At 61.0% G+C, this 19528-nt stretch carries 21 protein-coding genes; 7 read left to right on the top strand and 14 right to left on the bottom strand.

From position 1 onward, the window contains the following. Positions 1–92: 92 nt before the first annotated feature. A complete protein-coding gene (gene pgeF / locus PspCFBP13528_RS03970) occupies positions 93–818 on the bottom strand; it encodes a peptidoglycan editing factor PgeF (RefSeq protein ID WP_065950642.1) in 726 nt (241 codons plus the stop codon). Further along, entirely contained in the window at positions 815–1777 is a 963-nt protein-coding gene (gene rluD / locus PspCFBP13528_RS03965; RefSeq protein WP_003188422.1) for a 23S rRNA pseudouridine(1911/1915/1917) synthase RluD, read from the bottom strand. The genes pgeF and rluD overlap by 4 nt, the downstream gene beginning before the upstream one ends. Positions 1778–1926: 149 nt before the next feature. On the opposite strand from rluD, the gene PspCFBP13528_RS03960 reads away from it, so the two are divergent. Together PspCFBP13528_RS03960 and PspCFBP13528_RS03955 are read left to right on the top strand one after the other, a co-directional pair. Beyond that, the gene (locus tag PspCFBP13528_RS03960) at positions 1927–2952 is read left to right on the top strand and encodes an outer membrane protein assembly factor BamD (protein ID WP_065932408.1); all 1026 of its coding nucleotides are present in this window, start codon (positions 1927–1929) and stop codon (positions 2950–2952) included. Positions 2953–3078: 126 nt separating this feature from the next. Beyond that, positions 3079–3312 carry a PP0621 family protein gene (locus PspCFBP13528_RS03955; protein ID WP_101218199.1) on the top strand — a complete coding sequence of 78 codons (234 nt, stop codon included), beginning with the start codon at positions 3079–3081 and terminating at the stop codon, positions 3310–3312. Here the strand turns inward: PspCFBP13528_RS03955 and thiO are convergent. The 5 genes from thiO to pilV form a co-directional block, all read right to left on the bottom strand. Further along, positions 3299–4408, bottom strand: a complete 1110-nt coding sequence (gene thiO, locus PspCFBP13528_RS03950) for a glycine oxidase ThiO (protein ID WP_137199681.1) — start codon at positions 4406–4408, stop codon at positions 3299–3301. The genes PspCFBP13528_RS03955 and thiO overlap by 14 nt on opposite strands. A 62-nt stretch (positions 4409–4470) precedes the next feature. Then, positions 4471–4872, bottom strand: a complete 402-nt coding sequence (locus PspCFBP13528_RS03945; protein ID WP_065950640.1) for a type IV pilin protein — start codon at positions 4870–4872, stop codon at positions 4471–4473. A gap of 11 nt (positions 4873–4883) precedes the next feature. Continuing rightward, positions 4884–5414 (bottom strand): PilX N-terminal domain-containing pilus assembly protein, encoded by a 531-nt coding sequence (locus tag PspCFBP13528_RS03940; protein WP_137199680.1) that lies wholly within the window; start codon positions 5412–5414, stop codon positions 4884–4886. A 4-nt stretch (positions 5415–5418) separates the two neighbouring features. Further along, a complete protein-coding gene (locus PspCFBP13528_RS03935) occupies positions 5419–6126 on the bottom strand; it encodes a prepilin-type N-terminal cleavage/methylation domain-containing protein (RefSeq protein WP_137199679.1) in 708 nt (235 codons plus the stop codon). Beyond that, positions 6123–6608, bottom strand: coding sequence for a type IV pilus modification protein PilV (gene pilV, locus PspCFBP13528_RS03930; RefSeq protein WP_065950637.1), 486 nt, complete (start codon positions 6606–6608; stop codon positions 6123–6125). The genes PspCFBP13528_RS03935 and pilV overlap by 4 nt, the downstream gene beginning before the upstream one ends. 206 nt (positions 6609–6814) lie before the next feature. Here pilV and PspCFBP13528_RS03925 point away from each other — a divergent pair, with 206 nt between their 5' ends. After that, positions 6815–7333: a GspH/FimT family protein gene (locus PspCFBP13528_RS03925; RefSeq protein WP_065950636.1), complete on the top strand. Its 519-nt coding sequence runs from the start codon at positions 6815–6817 to the stop codon at positions 7331–7333. A gap of 16 nt (positions 7334–7349) precedes the next feature. On the opposite strand, the gene ispH is transcribed toward PspCFBP13528_RS03925, so the two are convergent. The 6 genes from ispH to murJ all read right to left on the bottom strand — a co-directional run bounded on the left by ispH (position 7350) and on the right by murJ (position 14829). After that, positions 7350–8297 carry a 4-hydroxy-3-methylbut-2-enyl diphosphate reductase gene (ispH, locus tag PspCFBP13528_RS03920; RefSeq protein WP_065950635.1) on the bottom strand — a complete coding sequence of 316 codons (948 nt, stop codon included), beginning with the start codon at positions 8295–8297 and terminating at the stop codon, positions 7350–7352. A 139-nt stretch (positions 8298–8436) separates the two neighbouring features. Beyond that, on the bottom strand, positions 8437–8874 hold the full coding sequence (locus tag PspCFBP13528_RS03915; RefSeq protein WP_175413270.1) for a peptidylprolyl isomerase: 438 nt from the start codon (positions 8872–8874) through the stop codon (positions 8437–8439). Between the two features lie 7 nt (positions 8875–8881). After that, positions 8882–9394 carry a signal peptidase II gene (gene lspA, locus PspCFBP13528_RS03910; RefSeq protein ID WP_065950633.1) on the bottom strand — a complete coding sequence of 171 codons (513 nt, stop codon included), beginning with the start codon at positions 9392–9394 and terminating at the stop codon, positions 8882–8884. Beyond that, on the bottom strand, positions 9387–12218 hold the full coding sequence (gene ileS / locus PspCFBP13528_RS03905; protein ID WP_137199678.1) for an isoleucine--tRNA ligase: 2832 nt from the start codon (positions 12216–12218) through the stop codon (positions 9387–9389). The genes lspA and ileS overlap by 8 nt, the downstream gene beginning before the upstream one ends. 14 nt (positions 12219–12232) lie before the next feature. Next, positions 12233–13171 carry a bifunctional riboflavin kinase/FAD synthetase gene (ribF, locus tag PspCFBP13528_RS03900; RefSeq protein ID WP_065888011.1) on the bottom strand — a complete coding sequence of 313 codons (939 nt, stop codon included), beginning with the start codon at positions 13169–13171 and terminating at the stop codon, positions 12233–12235. Between the two features lie 119 nt (positions 13172–13290). Beyond that, on the bottom strand, positions 13291–14829 hold the full coding sequence (gene murJ, locus PspCFBP13528_RS03895; protein WP_065950631.1) for a murein biosynthesis integral membrane protein MurJ: 1539 nt from the start codon (positions 14827–14829) through the stop codon (positions 13291–13293). 253 nt (positions 14830–15082) lie between these two features. Between murJ and rpsT the strand changes: the two genes are divergently transcribed. Further along, positions 15083–15361, top strand: coding sequence for a 30S ribosomal protein S20 (gene rpsT / locus PspCFBP13528_RS03890; RefSeq protein ID WP_003171647.1), 279 nt, complete (start codon positions 15083–15085; stop codon positions 15359–15361). A gap of 271 nt (positions 15362–15632) precedes the next feature. Here the strand turns inward: rpsT and PspCFBP13528_RS03885 are convergent, their stop codons facing one another. Next, entirely contained in the window at positions 15633–16118 is a 486-nt protein-coding gene (locus PspCFBP13528_RS03885; RefSeq protein ID WP_065950630.1) for a peptidylprolyl isomerase, read from the bottom strand. On the opposite strand from PspCFBP13528_RS03885, the gene PspCFBP13528_RS03880 reads away from it, so the two are divergent. From PspCFBP13528_RS03880 to PspCFBP13528_RS03870, 3 genes are all read left to right on the top strand, one after another. After that, positions 16117–16407, top strand: coding sequence for a DUF3565 domain-containing protein (locus PspCFBP13528_RS03880; protein ID WP_101218191.1), 291 nt, complete (start codon positions 16117–16119; stop codon positions 16405–16407). The genes PspCFBP13528_RS03885 and PspCFBP13528_RS03880 overlap by 2 nt on opposite strands. Before the next feature lie 79 nt (positions 16408–16486). Beyond that, positions 16487–18586, top strand: coding sequence for a phosphate acetyltransferase (pta, locus tag PspCFBP13528_RS03875; RefSeq protein WP_065950628.1), 2100 nt, complete (start codon positions 16487–16489; stop codon positions 18584–18586). After that, positions 18587–19486, top strand: coding sequence for an acyltransferase (locus PspCFBP13528_RS03870; RefSeq protein WP_137199677.1), 900 nt, complete (start codon positions 18587–18589; stop codon positions 19484–19486). Positions 19487–19528 lie beyond the last annotated feature (42 nt).

The raw sequence follows: 19528 nt of genomic DNA, 5'->3' as shown, positions 1-19528 counted from the left end.
ATCCTGAATGAAGAAACCTGCCAGATACCCCTATAGATGGGGTGGATTCTGCGGGATTCAAGCAGTGGATGGTTGATACAGATCAGGACAGTCTAGCGGTCAAGCCAGACAAGGGAGGCGAATCGGCCCGTACGGGGGCTGCGTCGATAGGAAAAGAAACGCGGGTCGGTCACGGTGCAGTAACCGCCACCGTAGACGGCGGTAATACCCCGCACGGCAAGGCGCAGGCGAGCGAGCTGATAGATGTCAGCCATGAACTTGCCGGGATTACCGCTGGGAACGAAGGCCTGGGCAGTCGCCGGTAGTTGCTGCATGAACGCGTCACGCACCTCGGGACCGACTTCAAAGGCCTGCGGGCCAATGGCCGGACCGAGCCAGACCAGAACGTCGGCGGGCTTGCTCTCAAGGCTTTCGAAAGCCTTCTCCAGCACCCCCGCCGCCAACCCACGCCAACCGGCATGAGCCGCTGCGACACGGGTGCCCGCTCGATTACAGAACAATGCAGGCAGGCAATCAGCCGTCATCGAGGTGCAGGCGATACCCGGCGTGCTGGTCCAACTGCCATCGGCTTCGGCGATCCGGCCCGGATCGGCCTCGACCACCGTGGTGCCGTGGACCTGGCGCAACCAGGCCGGCTGGATATCGAACGCTTCGGTAAGGCGACGACGATTTTCGAGGACGGCCTCAAGGCTGTCCTCCACATGATCGCCCAGGTTGAGGCTGTCGAACGGCGCCACACTGACGCCGCCCGCACGAGTGGTGACGCAGGCTTTGACCTGAGACGGCGCGGGCCAGTCAGGCAGCAGCCAGTCACTCATCCGACAAACGCCTCACGATCCTGCTTGAGCAGTGACAACAGCCAGACCAGATCGTCTGGAAGCGGTGATTCCCAGCTCATGCGCTTACCGCTCGTCGGATGATCCAGCTCCAGGAAGCGTGCATGCAGCGCCTGGCGCGGGAACGTCTTGAGCGATTCAACCATGGTCTGGCTGGCCGCAGGCGGAATGCGGAAGCGACCACCGTAGGCCGGATCGCCGACCAACGGGAAGTTGATGTGGGCCATGTGCACGCGGATCTGGTGGGTACGACCGGTTTCCAGCTTGACCCGCACATGGGTGTGGGAACGGAAACGCTCCAGCACGCGATAGTGGCTGACGGCCTGCTTGCCGCCCTCCATCACCGCCATGCGCTGGCGCTGCTGGCCGTGGCGACCAATGGGTGCATTGATCTTGCCACCCGCCACCACCACCCCGATCACGATGCATTCGTAGATCCGGCTGACGCTGCGACTCTGCAATTGAGTAACAAGTTGCGTCTGCGCCTGAATGGTCTTGGCCACCACCATCAAGCCGGTGGTGTCCTTGTCCAGACGGTGCACGATGCCGCAGCGCGGCACGTTGATGATGTCCGGCACGTGGTGCAACAGGGCATTGAGCAAGGTGCCATCAGCGTGCCCGGCCGCCGGGTGAACCACCAGGCCTGCGGGTTTGTTGATGACCAGGATGTCATCGTCTTCATAGACGATATCCAGCTCGATGTCCTGGGCGACCCATTCTCCCTGGGCTTCCTGCTCGGCAGTCAGCTCAAGAATCGCACCGCCATGAACTATGTCTCGCGGGCGGATAACCGCTCCATCCACAGTCAGGCGGCCGTCTTTGATCCAGGCGGAAAGGCGCGAGCGCGAGTGCTCAGCGAATAATTGTGCGGCGACTTGATCGAGGCGTTGGCCGCCCAATTCGGACGGCACCTCTGCGCGAAGTTCAATTTTATCGGACATGCTCAGACTAGGCGTGGCACAGCCTTTGGTTTCGGCTGCGCGCTTGTGGTTAAATACGGCGTCTTTTGCCCCGAGGCTTTCAACGGGGCGCTCATCATAACAGGACGGCCCCGCCCAAGACAGCGGCCGTCATAGGGACGCAAGCCGCCATGCAAGTGAAACACCTGCTGCTGATCGCCATCCTCGCCATGACTGCTGCTTGCTCGTCAACAAAGGACGTCGTCGACGAAAACCTGAGCGAAGTCGAGCTGTACCAGCAAGCTCAGACAGACTTGGATAATAATAGCTACACCAGCGCCACAGCGAAGCTCAAGGCACTGGAGTCGCGCTATCCGTTCGGACGCTATGCCGACCAGGCCCAGCTCGAGCTGATCTACGCCAACTATAAAAACGCCGAGCCGGAAGCTGCCAAGTCCGCCGCCGAGCGTTTTATCCGCCTGCATCCGCAGCATCCGAACGTGGACTACGCCTACTACATGAAGGGCCTGACCTCGTTCGACCAGGACGTTGGCCTGCTGGCGCGCTTCCTGCCGCTGGACATGACCAAGCGCGACCCGGGCGCTGCCCGCGACTCCTACAACGAGTTCGCCCAGCTGACCAGCCGCTACCCGAACAGCCGCTACGCGCCGGACGCCAAGCAGCGCATGATCTACCTGCGCAACCTGCTGGCTTCCTACGAGATCCACGTGGCCCACTACTACCTGACCCGTCAGGCGTACGTAGCCGCTGCGAACCGTGGCCGCTATGTGGTGGAAAACTTCCAGGAAACCCCTTCCGTGGGTGACGGCCTGGCCGTGATGACCGAGGCTTACCAGCGCCTGCACCTGGATCAGCTGGCGACCACCAGCCTGGAAACCCTGAAGCTCAACTACCCGGACCACCCGAGCCTGAAAGACGGCCAGTTCGTGCCTCAGGTTGACGAAGCCGACAACCGTTCGTGGCTGAGCAAGTACACCCTGGGCCTGATCGAGTCCCGCCCACCGCTGCCGCCAGGCGAAACACGCGCCAACCAGGACGTGATCAAGCAATACCAGGACGCCAAGGACGCGATTCCTTCGGACCTCAAGCCGCACGACGAGAACGGCGATGTGATCGAAGAAGAAGAGCCGCAAGCCCTGGGTAACAACCAGGACCGCTCGTGGTTCAGCTACATGACCTTCGGTGTGTTCGACTGACCGTTTGACGCAACGCAAAAGGGAGCTCTCAGGAGCTCCCTTTTTCATGGGCGAGTATTTATTGCGCTGTGCGCCCACGGCGACCTTGGCTAAACTGGCGCATTCCTTATCGAGAAACTGCCCATCATGCTTCGTCTATTGTTCTGGATCGCCGTCATTGCCGCCGCGGTATGGCTCTGGCGCAAATTCAAAAGCCCTGCCGCCAGGCAACCGCGCACCGGCGAACCCAATGCCGCCTTGATGGTGCGTTGCGCCCATTGCGGTGTACACGTGCCGCAGGATCGGGCGCTGAGCTTGGGCCAGCAATGGTATTGCACCCAGGCGCATCTGCAGCAGGGGCCGAAGTCTATCCAGCGCTGACTCGACCGGCGGGCGCGTAAGGTGCCGGGTCGATAATCGGCGCATGCCCCAGCAGCAAGTCGGCAAACAGCTGGCAGGACGCCGGGGCAAGCACCAGGCCATTGCGGTAATGCCCGCAATTGAGCCACAGGCCCTTGAAGCCGGGTACCTCGCCGATATACGGGATACCTTCCGGCGAGCCGGGCCGCAACCCCGCCCAGTGCCCCACCACCTCGGCGTCCGCCAGGGCGGGAAGCAGCTCCTGCGCAGAGGCCTTGAGACTTTCCAGCGCGTTTTCAGTCGGCGTTTTGTCGAATCCCTCGTGTTCCAGGGTGCTGCCAATCAAAATATGCCCATCACGCCGCGGGATCGCATAGCGCCCTTTAGCCAGGACCATGCTCGACAAGAAGTCAGACGCGCATTTGTAGAGGATCATCTGACCCTTGACCGGCTCAACGGGCAGTGCCAAGCCTAGTTTTCCCAGCAAATCCCCGCTCCAGGCACCGGCTGCGAGCACGACCTGATCACCCGTCATGGCGCCGGCGCTCGTATTCACGCCTACCACGGTGTCGCCCTGCAAAATAAATCCATCGACTTCGCACTGCTCGTGAATCGTCACATCGGGCAGCGCCGACAACGCCGCCTTGAGGGATTTGACCAGGCGCGGGTTGCGCACATTGGCCACATCCGCCATGTAGATCGCCTGCGAATAACCGCCACCCAGCGCCGGAACTGCATCGTGGGCAGCCGATACGTCCACTTTGCTCAAGGGCCTGCCCTCACGCGCAGCCCAGGCCAGGGCATCGGCTTCGTCATCCAGATCGAGCCAATACAGACCTGTGGTGTGGACCTCAGGATCGACGCCGGTCGAGGCGAACAGCCGCTGTGCCAGTTGCGGGTAGAAATCCTGGGACCAATGAGCCAAGGCGGTCACCGCCGGGCTATAACGCCATGGATACAACGGCGAAACGATCCCGCCGCCAGCCCAGGAAGATTCCTGCCCAAGCCCGCCGCGCTCCAGCAAGATGACCGCTTGCCCCCGGTCAGCCAGGTTGTATGCGGTCAACAAACCAATCACTCCGCCGCCGACAATCACTACTCGCTGTTGCTTAGCCATCATTTGATCCAGCCGATAAAAAGGGAAAAGCGCGCCCGGCGCCCATTCATCCAGCACTCTCATCACTGCCCCCAGCATGCCTTGAGCGGCATTTGCGGCGTCGCTCCCGGATTGCTTCGCACACCGGTGCTGGTCAAGCTGAATTGGCCGCAGGCGTCGTCCGCCATGACTGAGTCCGCGGCAGGCGTGGCGAGCAGGACAAAATCATGAGGGTTCAATACGGCGCTGATTCTATAGTGATCATTGCCTGTACTGACGCCGCTTGCATCAATAAAAGTGCCGTTGCGAGTGTAAAAACGCTCCAGATGTTGAGCGTGCTCGCTCAGCAGCGCGACGACTTGCACCCGATACACCTTTTTCACCTGGCCGGTATATCCGGGGTAAGCGATCCCGGCCAGCAACGCGATGATCGCCACCGCGATCAACAATTCGATCAGGGTAAAGCCCTGGCTATCCATGCCCATTGAATTGCTCCTTATTGAAGTTGCCGCCATAAGACTCGCCGAAACCTCGCGCCGTCGCCCTCCTCCACCCGCGCATACACGGTCTCAAGCACCGTGCGCGACTGGCCACCCAGCCCCACGGCCGTCACCCGGAAGAGCGCAGCCGGTGTGAGCGGCGGTAAATGCGCCAGGCCCATCCCCACCCCCAGGGATTGAACGCCATACACCCCGTCCTTGAACGCCACCCAATTCACCGCCGAGACCGGATTTGGCCCAGGGCCAACCACCGAAAATGCATCAGCGGGCGGCGCGCAGTTGATGATCGAGTGGCAAAGTGGCAGCGCAAGCCCGCCCCTGCGCACCGCCGACTCCCCCAGCCGCAGGCCACTTTCGGCCGTCTGGAACGATTGATTACGTTGCCACAGGCTACTGGCGACCTTCTGCTGAGAGATCGCGCCCTGCATTGATGACAACCCCACCAGTGACAACAACAGCAGAAATACCAGGCTGATCAGCAATACCATCCCGGCCTGGCGCACAGCGTTCCCCCCCATCGAGATCATCGTCCTACGCCAGCCGGTTGCGCAGTGCGGCCACGACGCTGTAGGCCTGATCCTTCACTCGTCCGGTCGGGTCACGCAGGGTCATGCGGATGCGCACGCTGCGGATCAACGATGCGTCGGCCGGGTGGCTGTCGTAGCGCGCCACGTCCGTCGATTCAGGCCTGGCCGCTACCCCGAAACTGATCTCGAAGGCCCGCACGTTATCTATCAGCACTGCCTTGGCCGGTACCGACGGGGTACTGATCTTCAACTGCCCCGCCTCATAGGTGTAGGTGAGCTCACGGATGGCAAACCGAATCTGGCCGGGCGCGATCGCAGGCGGTGCGCCGGCGTGAGCCTGTGCCGCGTCCTTGCAGTCGGACACCACCGTCCAGTCTGGCTTGCCGGCACCGTCGCCGGCATTGGCGGTCACCAGCGTCAGTGACGTCGCGCTTGCCGACATTTCCCAGTCAATCGGCCGATCAAAGGTCGCCGGGGCATTGTCGATAAAAGCCGGGGCCAAACACCCCAGCATGCCTGCCTGGCGAATATCCAGGACCAACTTGCTCAGGACGAATCGGGCATCATCCTGCAGCACCATAGCGGCCTGCTGGCTGGCCTGGGTCAGCCGCGAACCGATCAGCACCTGGCTTGCGCCAAGGATCAGCACCAGCCCGACAGCCAGCGCCAGCAGCAACTCCACCAACCCGAAACCACGTGCAGGACGGATCATTGCAAGCTGCCTTGGCCATTGGCGATACGGCTGGTCAGGGTGAAGGTTTGCCGCGCACCCAGGCTGCTCGCCGCCCGGGTGTCCGCCCAACTGATGCTGATAGTGACTTCATTGCCGCTGACCGCCACGGCACCTTTGGCGTCCTTGCCGGCAAAACCTGTGATATTGGCTTCGAAATCATGCAAGTCCAGGTCGCGCACGCTGGCGGTCGAGGTGCTGGGCGGCGCGCGCTCGGCTTGGGCCCAGGCGTAATCGACCCCGGCATTGGCGCGAATTCGATCGAGCATGTCGTAGGCAATGAAACTGGCCTGGCTGGTCATCCGTGCACTGTCAGTGTATTTGAGCGCGTTGAGCTGGATAGCCGCGGCACCCAGCAGCCCGAGAGCCAGGACCAGTACCGCTACCAGTACCTCGATCAGGGTCATGCCGGATTGAGGTCGAAGAACTGCGCGTAGAAATAAGGTGTTCCGGCAGAAAGGCATTACCGTCGTCATCCATGTCGAAGGCCTTAGAAAAACAGCAGAACCCTGCTGCACGCCCCCAAGACTAGCGCCGGTTTTTGGCGGCTGCCGCTATCGGAACAAAGGGAAATACATTGGACGTAAAGGCCATCATTCAACATCAGGGCCCAAACGCTATACCTATGCCTGTCACTTGAAGATCAACCCGCATCCACGGAGGGGCGCACATGACACAACGAGGGTTCACCTTGATTGAATTACTGCTGGGGCTGGTCGTGACGGGCGTCCTGGCGCAACTGGCCCTACCCGGCTTCAAGGGGTTGCTGGCATCGCAGCAGCAACAAAGCGTGGCCCAGTCACTGGCCGACGGGCTGCGTTATGCGCGCACGGAGGCGATCACACGCAGTCGTGCAGTGGTCATCCACGCGCGGGAGCAAGACTGGAGCCAAGGGTGGCGGGTGATCCTGGATATCAGTGGTCGCGGCCATCTGGATGACGAGAATCCGGTGCTACTGGAGCGACAGGACAGCGGGCGTGTGCCGATGGCAGGTAATGGCCCGGTCAGCAGCCAGGTCCGTTTCAACGCTTTGGGAGAACCGGTGTTTGCCGGCGGCGGGTTTCGTGCCGGCACCGTGCATGTGTGCGACACGATGCACGCGCAGAGCCTGTATCAGGTGGTGCTGGCGCCGAGCGGGCGTGTCAGCCTGCGCAGTGACAAGACCGAGCAGGCATTATGCCGCGGTTAATCAAGCCGCCAGGGGTTCAGAGCAGCGAGCGCACCCGCAATTCCTTGGGCATCGAAAACGTAATATTTTCTTCGCGCCCCGCCAATTCATCGGCGCCGGTGGCCCCCCAGGCGTGCAATTGCTGGATGACGCCACGCACCAGGACTTCCGGGGCCGAGGCGCCCGCCGTGATGCCGATGCGCTCGACGCCGTCGAACCAGCTACGCTGCATATCCTCGGCGCCGTCGATCAGGTACGCCGGTGTCGCCATACGCTCGGCCAGCTCTCGCAAGCGATTGGAGTTGGAGCTATTGGGGCTGCCGACCACCAGCACTACATCACACTCATCGGCCAGTTGCTTGACCGCGTCCTGGCGGTTTTGCGTGGCGTAGCAGATGTCGTCTTTGCGTGGGCCGCCAATGGCCGGGAATCGCGTGCGCAGCGCATCGATAACGCGACTGGTGTCGTCCATGGACAAGGTAGTCTGGGTAACGAACGCCAAGCGCTCCGGGTTCTGCACGTGCAAGTTGGCGACGTCTTTTTCGTCTTCCACCAGATAGATGGCGCCGCCATTGCTGGCGTCGTACTGGCCCATGGTGCCTTCGACTTCCGGATGACCGGCGTGGCCGATCAGAATGCACTCACGACCATCACGGCTGTAGCGCGCCACCTCGATGTGCACCTTGGTCACCAGCGGGCATGTGGCATCGAACACTTTCAGGCCACGGCCGGACGCTTCGGTGCGCACCGCCTGGGAAACACCGTGGGCACTGAAGATAACGATGACATCGTCAGGCACCTGGTCGAGTTCTTCGACGAAGATGGCGCCGCGAGCACGCAGATCTTCAACCACGAATTTGTTGTGAACGACTTCATGCCGCACGTAAATCGGCGGCCCGAAAACTTCCAGGGCGCGGTTGACGATTTCGATCGCCCGGTCCACACCGGCACAGAAGCCACGGGGGTTGGCGAGTTTGATTTGCATGCTGTGCCTCGTGTCTTGCCATGTAGGAGCGAGCTTGCTCGCGAAAATTTCACAGGCACCGCGATCATGCAGGATGCCAGGATTATCGTTGAAGACCTTCGCGAGCAAGCTCGCTCCTACAATAGGCTGAAATCGTCAGTTAGAGCGCTTTGACGTTGATGATCTCGACGTCAAAGGTCAGTGTCTTGCCGGCCAACGGATGGTTGAAGTCGATGGTCACTTGCGTGTCATCGAAGGCTTTGACCACACCGGGCAATTCCGTATTCGCCGCATCATTGAAGATCACCAGCAGGCCTTCCGACAGGTCCATGCCTTCGAACTGCGAACGCGCGATGATCTGCACATTTTGCGGGTTGGGCTGGCCGAAGGCGTTTTCCGGCAGAATCTGCAGGGTACGCTTATCGCCGGCCTTGAAGCCGAACAGAGCCGCTTCAAACCCCGGCAACAGGTTGCCGTCACCGACCTTGAAGGTAGCAGGGGCTTTGTCGAAGGTGCTGTCGACCGTGTCGCCATTCTCCAGGCGCAATGCGAAATGCAAAGTGACTTCCGTGTTCTGGCCGATGCGTTGCTCAGCCAATACCTGATCAGTCATTGACGGTCTCTCCGGTTTTCTTGCTCTTGAACATGTCCAGCGCCAGCATGATTGCACCGACGGTGATAGCGCTGTCGGCGAAGTTGAACGCCGGGAAGTAATGGCGGTTCTGCCAATGCACCAGGATGAAGTCGATCACATGGCCCAGGGCAATGCGGTCGTACAGGTTACCCAGCGCGCCGCCCAGCACCAGTGCCAGCGCGATCGCCAGCCAGGTGTCGTCCCGGCCCAGGCGCTTGAGCCAGACCACCAGCACCGCACTGACCACAACGGCGATCAGCGCGAACAGCCAGCGCTGCCAGCCACCGCCATCGGCGAGGAAGCTGAAAGCGGCGCCGGTGTTGTAGGCCAGGGTCCAACTGAAGTAATCCGGGATCACCACGATTTGCTGGAACATCTCCAGGCTGCCTTCGAAATGAGCCTTGCTGACCTGGTCGATGACCAGGACCAGCACGCTCAATACAAGCCAGCCAAGACGCCCGAAACGACTGGCAGAGTTAGGCATAGTGACGAACCTCGCCTTCGCCGCTGATGTTATCAACGCAACGACCGCAGATTTCCGGATGCTCGGGGTTCACGCCGACATCTTCACGGCAGTGCCAGCAACGGGCGCATTTAGGGAAGGCCGACTTGACCACCTTGAGCTTCAAGCCCGGCACATCGGTCGCCACGGCATCTGCCGGAGCGTGGGCGAAGGGGGCCAGGCTTGCGGTGGAGGTGATCAACACAAAGCGCAGTTCGTTGCTCAGCTTGGCGAGGTCGGCGGTCAGGCCGTCCTCGGCAAACAGGGTGACTTCGGCTTGCAGGTTGCCACCCACGGCCTTGGCCGCGCGCTGCACTTCCAGCTCCTTGTTCACCGCAACCTTCACGGCCATCACGCCTTCCCAGTACTCGCGGCCCAGTTCGAAGTCGGCCGGCAGTTCGGTCAAGCCTTCGTACCAGGTGTTGAGCATGACGGACTCGTTACGCTCACCCGGCAGGTACTCCCACAATTCGTCGGCGGTGAACGCGAGGATCGGTGCGATCCAGCGCACCAGCGCTTCGCTGATGTGGTACAGCGCGGTCTGCGCCGAGCGGCGCGCCTTGCTGTTGGCACCGGTGGTGTACTGGCGGTCCTTGATGATGTCGAGGTAGAAACCACCGAGCTCCTGCACGCAGAAGTTGTGGATCTTGGAGTAGACATTCCAGAAGCGGTACTCGCCGTAGTGTTCCTGCAACTCGCGCTGCAGCAACAGAGCGCGGTCCACGGCCCAACGGTCGAGGGCGAGCATGTCTTCGGCCGGCAGCAGGTCGGTGGCCGGGTTGAAACCGGTCAGGTTCGACAGCAGGAAGCGCGCGGTATTACGGATGCGACGGTAGGCATCGGCGCTGCGGGCCAGGATCTGGTCGGAGACGGCGATCTCGCCCGAGTAATCGGTCGAAGCGACCCACAGACGCATGATATCGGCGCCCAGGGTCTCGTTGATCTTTTTCGGCTCGATCACGTTCTTCAACGACTTGGACATCTTGCGGCCGTTTTCGTCGACGGTGAAGCCGTGGGTCAACAGCTCCCGGTACGGCGCGTGGTTGTCGATGGCGCAACCGGTCAGCAGCGACGAGTGGAACCAGCCACGGTGCTGGTCCGAACCTTCCAGGTACAGGTCGGCACGCGGGCCGGTCTCGTGGCCCATCGGGTGCGAACCGCGCAGCACGTGCCAGTGGGTGGTGCCCGAGTCGAACCATACGTCGAGGGTGTCGCTGATCTTGTCGTACTGCGGCGCTTCATCACCGAGCAGTTCGGCAGCGTCCATCTTGAACCAGGCTTCGATGCCTTCCTGCTCAACGCGCTGGGCCACGACCTCCATGAGTTCGACGGTGCGCGGGTGCAGTTCGCCGCTTTCCTTGTTCAGGAAGAACGGGATCGGCACGCCCCAGTTACGCTGGCGGGAGATGCACCAGTCCGGACGGTTGGCGATCATCGAGTGCAGGCGCGCCTGGCCCCAGGCCGGGACGAACTTGGTGCCTTCGACGGCCTTGAGCGAGCGTATGCGCAGGGTTTCGCCGCGGGTCGGCTCTTTGTCCATGCCGATAAACCACTGCGCGGTGGCGCGGTAGATCAACGGGGTCTTGTGGCGCCAGCAGTGCATGTAGCTGTGCTTGATAGTTTCGGTGTGCAACAGCGAACCGACTTCGCGCAACTTGTCGATGATCGGCTCGTTGGCCTTGAAGATGAACTGGCCGCCGAAGAACTCCAGCGACGGCGCGTACACGCCATTGCTCTGCACCGGGTTGAGGATGTCGTCGTTGACCATGCCGTAGGCTTTGCAGGTCACGAAGTCGTCCACACCGTAGGCAGGCGCGGAGTGAACCACGCCGGTGCCGGAACCCAGTTCGACGTAGTCAGCCAGGTACACCGGCGACAGGCGGTCGTAGAACGGATGACGGAAGGTGATCAGTTCCAGCGCGGAGCCGGTAGTGGTGGCGATCACCGAACCTTGCAGCTCGTAACGCGCCAGGCACGACTCGACCATTTCTTCGGCCAGCACCAGCAGGCGATCGCCAACGTCCACCAGCGCGTAGGTGAACTCGGGGTGCACGTTCAGCGCCTGGTTGGCCGGGATGGTCCATGGCGTGGTGGTCCAGATCACGATGGCCGCCGGCTTGGCCAGCGATGCCAGGCCAAAGGCCTCGGCGAGCTTGGCCTCATCGGCAACCGGGAAGGCCACGTCGATGGTCGAGGACTTCTTGTCCTCGTACTCGACTTCCGCCTCGGCCAGGGCCGAACCGCAGTCAAAGCACCAGTTCACGGGCTTGAGGCCCTTGAACACGAAACCGCCCTTGACGATTTCGGCCAGGGCGCGGATTTCACCGGCCTCGTTCTTGAAGTTCATGGTCTTGTACGGGTTGTCCCACTCGCCCAGGACACCCAGGCGGATGAATTCGGACTTCTGCCCTTCGATCTGCTCGGTGGCGTAGGCACGGCACAGTTCGCGGGTTTTATCCGCGCCCAGGTTCTTGCCGTAGGTCACTTCGACTTTGTGTTCGATCGGCAGGCCGTGGCAGTCCCAACCCGGGACATACGGCGCGTCGAAGCCCGACAGGGTTTTCGAACGCAGGATCATGTCCTTGAGAATCTTGTTCAGCGCGTGACCGATGTGAATGGTGCCGTTGGCGTAAGGAGGGCCGTCGTGCAGGACGAACTTCGGACGATCCTTGCCAATTTCGCGCAACTTTCCGTACAGGCCAATACTGTCCCAGCGCTGCAGGATCTGCGGTTCGCGCTGTGGCAGGCCGGCCTTCATTGGGAAGGCGGTGTCCGGAAGGTTTAGCGTGGCTTTATAGTCGGTCATTTAAGGCTCTTCGGTTAGCGATGGGCGCTAGGTGCGGCTAGTGCACGGGCGGCGGCGACATCCGCATTGATCGCCGTTTTCAACGCCTCAAGGGAGGCGAAACGCTGCTCTTCACGCAGCTTCTGGTGGAAAACCACCGTTAAACGCCGGTCATACAAGTCACCGGCAAAATCCAAAAGATGAACTTCCAGGTGGGCCTTGCCATCACCTGCAACCGTGGGCCTGACGCCTATGTTGGCGACTCCCGGCCACGATTGGCCGTCGATATCGACACTCACCAGGTAAACCCCGGTCAGCGGCACACGACGGCGCTTGAGTTGCACGTTGGCGGTTGGCGTACCCAGTTGGCGCGCCAGCTTCTGGCCGTGCAGTACCCGCCCGGCAATGCGGAACGGGCGACCGAGCAAACGCTCGGCCAAGGCGAAGTCGGCAGCGGCCAGGGCGTTACGCACCTGGGTACTGCTCACGCGCAGGCCGTCCAGTTCGACGGTTTGCGCGGCTTCGACGGTAAAACCCTGGTTGACGCCGGCGTGTTGCAGGAAATCGAAATCGCCGACGCGGTCGCAACCGAAACGAAAGTCGTCGCCGACCTCCAAATGCTGCACGCCGAGACCATCGACGAGGATGCGGTCGACAAACTCGGCAGCGCTAAGGCTTTGCAGACGCTGGTTGAAAGCCAGGCAGAGGACGCGGTCTACGCCTTCTTCAGCCAACAGTTGCAGCTTGTCTCGCAGGCGGGCCAGCCGGGCCGGTGCCGTTTCCGGGGTGAAGAACTCCCGCGGCTGCGGCTCAAAAATCACCACGCAGCTGGGCACGCCCAACTCGACCGCACGCTCGCGCAGCCTGGCCAGGATAGCCTGGTGGCCACGGTGAACACCGTCAAAGTTGCCAATAGTGGCGACGCAGCCCCGGTGCTCGGGGCGCAGGTTGTGGAGACCTCGAACCAGCTGCATAACGCGCTTCTTGCTCATAAAGTGGTCGATTATAACCACACCCGGCCCCGGACGACAGGCAACACCGCAGGCCAAATGGATCGATTCGATAAAACAGCCGTTTTATCGCGGCAAACTCTCTACCCCAGCGACTTGCGATTGAAATCGCGCAGGCGGAAACCCTGCAGCAGCAACATCCCGAAGTACACCACCACGCCAGCCACTACCAGCACGCCCAGGCGCATGAAGCGCTCCAGCATATGGCCCTGGTCCCAGGCCGGCATCACGTGCATCAGCCCAATCAACACGGCCGACATCGCGGCGACCGCCACCAGCAACTTGAGGGTGAACGCCCCCCAGCCAGGCTGCGGCTGGTACATCTGCTGCTTGCGCAGTTGATAAAACAGCAGGCCGGCATTGATACAGGCACCGGCACTGATCGCGAGCGCCAGGCCGGCATGGGCCAGCGGGCCGATAAACACCAGGTTGAGCAGTTGCGTGACGACCAGTGTGAAAATCGCGATCTTCACCGGTGTGCGGATGTTTTGTTGGGCATAGAAGCCCGGCGCCAGCACTTTGATCACGATAATGCCGAGCAAACCCACGGAGTAAGCCACCAGAGCATGCTGGGTCATCAGGGCGTCGTGCGCATCGAATTGCCCGTATTGAAACAGCGAGACCGTCAGGGGTTCGGCCAGGATTCCCAGGGCCAGGGAGCATGGCAGCACCAGCAGGAAGCACAGGCGCAGGCCCCAGTCGAGAATGCGCGAGTATTCCTGGCGGTCCTTGCTCGCATAGGTGCGCGCCAGGGTCGGCAGCAAAATGGTGCCCAAGGCCACCCCGAGCACGCCGGACGGCAATTCCATCAGGCGGTCGGCGTAGTACATCCACGACACCGACCCGGACACCAGCAACGACGCGAACGCCGTATTGATGATCAGGGAGATCTGACTCACCGACACGCCGAGGATAGCCGGCAGCATATTGCGCATCACGCGCCAGACGCCGGTGTCCTTGAGGTTCAGCCGGGGCAGTACAAGCATGCCGATCTTTTTCAAATGCGGCAGTTGGTAGAGCAATTGTGCCAGGCCGCCAGCCAGGACGGCCCACCCCAGGGCCATTACCGGCGGATCGAAGTACGGCGTAAGGAACAGCGCGAAGATAATCATGCTGACATTAAGCAGCGTCGGCACGAAGGCCGGCACCGAGAAACGGTTCCAGGTATTGAGAATCGCCCCGGCGAGCGATGACAGCGAGATCAGCAATATATAAGGAAAGGTCACGCGCAGCAGATCAGTGGTCAGTGCGAACTTTTCCGGGGTATTGGCAAAGCCGGGAGCCGTGGCCCAGATCACCCAGGGCGCGGCGAGCATGCCGAGCACGGTCACCAGCATCAACACCAGCGTCAGAAGGCCCGAGACATAGGCGATAAAGGTGCGGGTCGCCTCCTCCCCCTGCTGCGTCTTGTATTCGGCCAGGATCGGCACGAAGGCCTGGGAAAACGCGCCTTCGGCGAAAATCCGGCGCAACAGGTTGGGCAGTTTAAAGGCAATGAAGAAGGCATCCGTGGCCATACTGGCGCCAAAAATGCGTGCCAGCAGGGTGTCACGCACAAACCCCAAAACCCGGGAAATCATCGTGATAGAGCTGACGGCGGCCAACGATTTGAGCAGATTCATTGAAAGAGTTTGCGCCTATAGATAAAGAGCAGGCGAACAAAGCGCCTACTTATGCGATACTGCGCGCCTGCAACAGCACAGCGCCAAAGCTCGCGAGTTTACAGGTCAAGCGCCGGAAATAAATCACCCGCCTCTTCAGATCGACCACTCAGCAGTTCGCATCAGCCGCCCTTGACAACCCATCAAGTCATCGGCATGATTCGCGGCCTATTTTGTTTGCTATTTCCTAAAAAGTCTTTCGAGGAGCTCGACGGTGGCCAACACACCTTCCGCCAAAAAACGTGCAAAACAGGCTGAGAAGCGTCGCAGCCACAACGCCAGCCTGCGTTCCATGGTTCGTACCTACATCAAGAATGTAGTTAAAGCCATCGACACCAAAGACGCTGAAAAAGCTCAAGCTGCTTACGTTCTGGCCGTGCCAGTTATCGACCGTATGGCCGATAAAGGCATCATCCACAAGAACAAGGCCGCTCGTCATAAGAGCCGCCTGAATGGCCACATCAAGGCTCTGAACGTTGCTGCTGCAGCCTAAGTGGTAACAACTGCCACGCGACCTCAGGTTGCGTACAGTTAAGAAATGCCCCGTACCGAAAGGTCCGGGGCATTTTTGTTTTCTGGAATACACAGATCAAAATGTGGGAGGGGGCTTGCCCCCGATAGCGGTGTATCAGTAAGAAATACTTTGACTGACACACCGCCATCGGGGGCAAGCCCCCTCCCACATTTGGATTGCGGTGAATTTCAGATAAAAAAACGCCCCGAACCAGTCGGGGCGTTTTTGCTACCGATTGATCAAACCACAATCAATGGTGATGACCGCCTTCACCGTGGACGTGGCCATGAGCCACTTCTTCTTGGGAAGCGTCGCGAATGGCAACGATCTTCACCTGGAAGTTCAGGCGCTGGCCAGCCAGAGGGTGGTTACCGTCAACGGTCACGTCGTCGCCGTCCAGATCGCGGATGGTCACGATCTGCATTTGGCCGTCCGGCGCGGAAGCGTGGAACTGCATGCCGACTTCCAGCTCATCAACACCTTCGAACATGCTGCGGCTCAAGGTGCTGACCAGTTCGGCGGAGTATTCGCCGTAGGCATCTTCAGGTTCTATGGCAACGGTCAGTTCATCACCAACCGCCTTGCCTTCCAGCGCCTTTTCCAGGCCTGGGATGATGTTACCCGCGCCTTGCAGGTAGACCAGCGGCGCGCCGCCGGCTGAGCTGTCGATGACCTCACCAGCGTCGTTGGTCAGGGTATAGTCGATGGAGACAGCCTTGTTAGCGGCGATCGTCATGGGGCGAGACCTTTTGCATAAGAATGAAGAACGGACAAGTCTAAACAAGGATTTGCCCGAAAGCGAACAGAACCCGGACGGACGGGGCCGACCAACGGTCTCGACGATAACCGGATTCCACCAGGACGACGACCTGCACTGGGTCGCCGAGCTGTCCTGCGGCCACACCCAGCATCTGCGCCACCAGCCGCCGTGGCAGTCGCGCGCCTGGGTGCTCGACCCCGCGCTACGCCTTGAAAAAATAGGCCAACCCTTTGCCTGCGGCTGGTGTGCGCAACAGCACGAATAACGATAACCTTGGCGCCTGATTCGCGGTAGGCGCTCAAGCATAGAGCGCCACCCCAGCCATGCACCTCCAGAGAATTCGCATGCAGACTTTTTTTATCGCGCCCACCGATTTTGGTGTGGGCCTGACCTCCATCAGCCTTGGGCTGGTGCGTACCCTGGAACGAGCCGGGCTGAAAGTCGGTTTTTTCAAACCGATTGCCCAGCCACATCCTGGCGATACCGGCCCTGAGCGCTCCACCGAACTGGTGGCGCGCACCCACGGCCTGAAACCGCCCCACCCCCTGGGCCTGGCCCATGTCGAGCGCATGCTCGGCGACGGCCAGCTGGATGAGTTGCTCGAAGAAATCATCACGCTGTACCAGCAAGCCGCCGTGGGCAAGGATGTGCTGATCGTCGAAGGCATGGTGCCGACCCGCAGCGCCAGTTATGCGGCCCGGGTCAACCTGCACCTGGCCAAGAGCCTGGATGCCGAAGTAATCCTGGTCTCGGCCCCGGAAAACGAAGTGCTCACCGAACTGTCCGGTCGCGTGGAACTGCAGGCGCAATTGTTCGGCGGCCCGAAAGACCCGAAAGTACTCGGCGTGATCCTCAACAAAGTGCGCACCGACGAAAGCATGGAGGCCTTCTCGGCGCGTCTCAAGGAGCACTCGCCGTTGTTGCGCAGCGGTGATTTCCGCCTGCTCGGCTGCATTCCCTACCAGCCCGAACTCAACGCGCCGCGTACCCGCGACGTGGCCGACCTGATGGGCGCGCAGATTCTCAATGCCGGCGACTACGAAACCCGGCGCATGACCAAGATCATCATCTGCGCCCGCACCATGCGCAACACCGTGGAGCTGCTCAAGCCCGGCGTGCTGGTGGTGACACCCGGCGATCGCGACGACATCATCCTCGCCGTCAGCCTGGCTGCAATCAACGGCGTGCCGCTGGCCGGCCTGCTGCTGACCAGCGACACCCTGCCCGACCCGCGCATCATGGACCTGTGCCGCGGTGCGTTCCAGGCCGGGTTGCCGGTGCTGTCGGTGAGCACCGGTTCCTACGACACCGCCAACCAGCTCAATAGCCTCAACAAGGAAATCCCCATCGATGACCGCGAACGTGCGGAGATCATCACCGACTTCGTCGCCAGCCACCTCGATGCGCGCTGGCTGCACCAACGCTGCGGCACACCACGGGAGATGCGCCTGTCACCTGCGGTATTCCGCTACCAGTTGATCCAGCGCGCCCAGGCCGCCAATAAACGCATCGTGTTGCCCGAAGGCAGCGAGCCGCTGACCGTGCAGGCCGCCGCGATCTGCCAGGCGCGGGGCATCGCGCGCTGCGTGCTGCTGGCCAAGCCGGCGGACGTGGAAGCCGTCGCTCGCGCCCACGGCATCGATTTGCCCGAAGGCCTGGAGATTCTCGACCCGGACCTGATCCGCCAGCGCTACGTCGAGCCAATGGTGGCACTGCGCAAGAGCAAGAGCCTGAACGCACCGATGGCCGAGCAGCAGCTGGAAGACACCGTGGTGATCGCCACCATGATGCTCGCCCTGGACGAAGTGGACGGCCTGGTCTCCGGCGTTATCCATTCCACCGCCAACACCATCCGCCCGGCCCTGCAGCTGATTAAAACAGCACCGGGCTGCACCCTGGTGTCGTCGGTGTTCTTCATGTTGTTCCCCGAGCAAGTGCTGGTGTACGGCGACTGTGTGATGAACCCGCACCCCAGCGCTGCGGAGCTGGCGGAAATTGCCTTGCAAAGCGCCGACTCGGCGGCCGCGTTCGGCATCGCCCCGCGCGTGGCGATGATCAGTTATTCCAGCGGCGATTCGGCCAGTGGCGAAGAAGTGGAAAAAGTCCGCGAGGCCACCCTGCTCGCCCACGAACAGCAAAGCTCACTGCTGATCGACGGCCCGCTGCAATACGACGCGGCCGCCAATGAAAGCGTGGCCCGGCAATTGGCGCCCAACAGCCAGGTCGCCGGCAAGGCTACGGTATTCGTGTTCCCCGATCTGAACACTGGCAACACCACCTACAAAGCCGTGCAGCGCAGCGCCGATTGCGTAAGCCTGGGGCCGATGCTCCAAGGCTTGCGCAAACCGGTCAACGACCTGCCACGCGGCGCCCAGGTGGATGACATCGTATACACCATCGCCCTCACCGCGATCCAAGCCGCCAACCGACCTATGGATATCTAAATGCTGGATTTTCTACCTGCCGCCGTGCGCGGGGTAATCGCTTCCCTGCTGCTGGCGCTGAACACGATCCTGCTGTGCTCGTTCCTGTTTATCGTCGCGCTGTTCAAGGCGCTGCCCTTCGCCAAGCGCTTCAGCGAATGGCTGATGAATCACACCCACGAGGCCTGGGTCACCAACAACAAGGGCTGGATGAACCTGGTACGGCGCACACGCTGGCACCTGAGCGGCCTTGAAGGCCTGGATTATCAGCATTCCTATCTGGTGACCAGCAACCACCAGAGCTGGGTCGACATCATGGTGCTGCAATACGTACTCAATCGGCGGATTCGCCCGCTGAAGTTCTTTCTCAAACAGGAACTGATCTGGGTGCCGGTGATTGGCCTGGCGTGGTGGGCCCTGGGCTTTCCGTTCATGAAGCGCTACAGCAAGGCGTACCTGGAAAAACACCCGGAAAAGAAAGGCAAGGACCTGGAAACCACGCGCAAGACCTGTGCGAAGTTTCGCGACAACCCGGTGGGCATCTTCAACTTCGCCGAAGGCACGCGGTTCACGCCGGGCAAGCATGCGCAACAGAATTCACCGTTTCGCTATCTGCTCAAGCCCAAGGCCGGCGGAATCGCGTTTGTGCTGGATGCCATGGGTGAGCAATTGAAGTCACTGGTGAATGTGACCATTCACTACCCTGGCGGGCGTCCGGGGTATTGGGACTTACTGTGCGGGAATGTGAAGGACGTGGTGGTGCAGTTCGAAGAAGTGCGGATTCCGGCCGAGTTTATTGGCAGGAATTATGAGCAGGATGGGGAGTATCGGTTGGCGTTCCAGGGTTGGATCAACCAGCTGTGGGAAGACAAGGATGCATTGCTGGACAAGCTGCACACCGATTTCCCAGACAAAAGATAATCAAAATGTGGGAGGGGGCTTGCCCCCGATTGCGGTGTGCCA

This window comes from Pseudomonas sp. CFBP13528, assembly GCF_005233615.1.
In the GTDB taxonomy this organism is placed as follows: Bacteria; Pseudomonadota; Gammaproteobacteria; order Pseudomonadales; family Pseudomonadaceae; genus Aquipseudomonas; species Aquipseudomonas fluorescens_AM.
Note: the sequence above shows the minus strand (reverse complement) of the source record. Positions and strands in the feature narration are given on the sequence as shown.

Excerpts from the sequence above, each read along its gene's own strand:
- pgeF (WP_065950642.1), bottom strand. The coding sequence starts at position 818 with ATGAGTGACTGGCTGCTGCCTGACTGGCCCGCGCCGTCTCAGGTCAAA.
- rluD (WP_003188422.1), bottom strand. The coding sequence starts at position 1,777 with ATGTCCGATAAAATTGAACTTCGCGCAGAGGTGCCGTCCGAATTGGGC.
- PspCFBP13528_RS03960 (WP_065932408.1), top strand. The coding sequence starts at position 1,927 with ATGCAAGTGAAACACCTGCTGCTGATCGCCATCCTCGCCATGACTGCT.
- PspCFBP13528_RS03955 (WP_101218199.1), top strand. The coding sequence starts at position 3,079 with ATGCTTCGTCTATTGTTCTGGATCGCCGTCATTGCCGCCGCGGTATGG.
- thiO (WP_137199681.1), bottom strand. The coding sequence starts at position 4,408 with ATGGCTAAGCAACAGCGAGTAGTGATTGTCGGCGGCGGAGTGATTGGT.
- PspCFBP13528_RS03945 (WP_065950640.1), bottom strand. The coding sequence starts at position 4,872 with ATGGGCATGGATAGCCAGGGCTTTACCCTGATCGAATTGTTGATCGCG.
- PspCFBP13528_RS03940 (WP_137199680.1), bottom strand. The coding sequence starts at position 5,414 with ATGATCTCGATGGGGGGGAACGCTGTGCGCCAGGCCGGGATGGTATTG.
- PspCFBP13528_RS03935 (WP_137199679.1), bottom strand. The coding sequence starts at position 6,126 with ATGATCCGTCCTGCACGTGGTTTCGGGTTGGTGGAGTTGCTGCTGGCG.
- pilV (WP_065950637.1), bottom strand. The coding sequence starts at position 6,608 with ATGCCTTTCTGCCGGAACACCTTATTTCTACGCGCAGTTCTTCGACCT.
- PspCFBP13528_RS03925 (WP_065950636.1), top strand. The coding sequence starts at position 6,815 with ATGACACAACGAGGGTTCACCTTGATTGAATTACTGCTGGGGCTGGTC.
- ispH (WP_065950635.1), bottom strand. The coding sequence starts at position 8,297 with ATGCAAATCAAACTCGCCAACCCCCGTGGCTTCTGTGCCGGTGTGGAC.
- lspA (WP_065950633.1), bottom strand. The coding sequence starts at position 9,394 with ATGCCTAACTCTGCCAGTCGTTTCGGGCGTCTTGGCTGGCTTGTATTG.
- ileS (WP_137199678.1), bottom strand. The coding sequence starts at position 12,218 with ATGACCGACTATAAAGCCACGCTAAACCTTCCGGACACCGCCTTCCCA.
- ribF (WP_065888011.1), bottom strand. The coding sequence starts at position 13,171 with ATGCAGCTGGTTCGAGGTCTCCACAACCTGCGCCCCGAGCACCGGGGC.
- murJ (WP_065950631.1), bottom strand. The coding sequence starts at position 14,829 with ATGAATCTGCTCAAATCGTTGGCCGCCGTCAGCTCTATCACGATGATT.
- PspCFBP13528_RS03880 (WP_101218191.1), top strand. The coding sequence starts at position 16,117 with ATGGGGCGAGACCTTTTGCATAAGAATGAAGAACGGACAAGTCTAAAC.
- PspCFBP13528_RS03885 (WP_065950630.1), bottom strand. The coding sequence starts at position 16,118 with ATGACGATCGCCGCTAACAAGGCTGTCTCCATCGACTATACCCTGACC.
- pta (WP_065950628.1), top strand. The coding sequence starts at position 16,487 with ATGCAGACTTTTTTTATCGCGCCCACCGATTTTGGTGTGGGCCTGACC.
- PspCFBP13528_RS03870 (WP_137199677.1), top strand. The coding sequence starts at position 18,587 with ATGCTGGATTTTCTACCTGCCGCCGTGCGCGGGGTAATCGCTTCCCTG.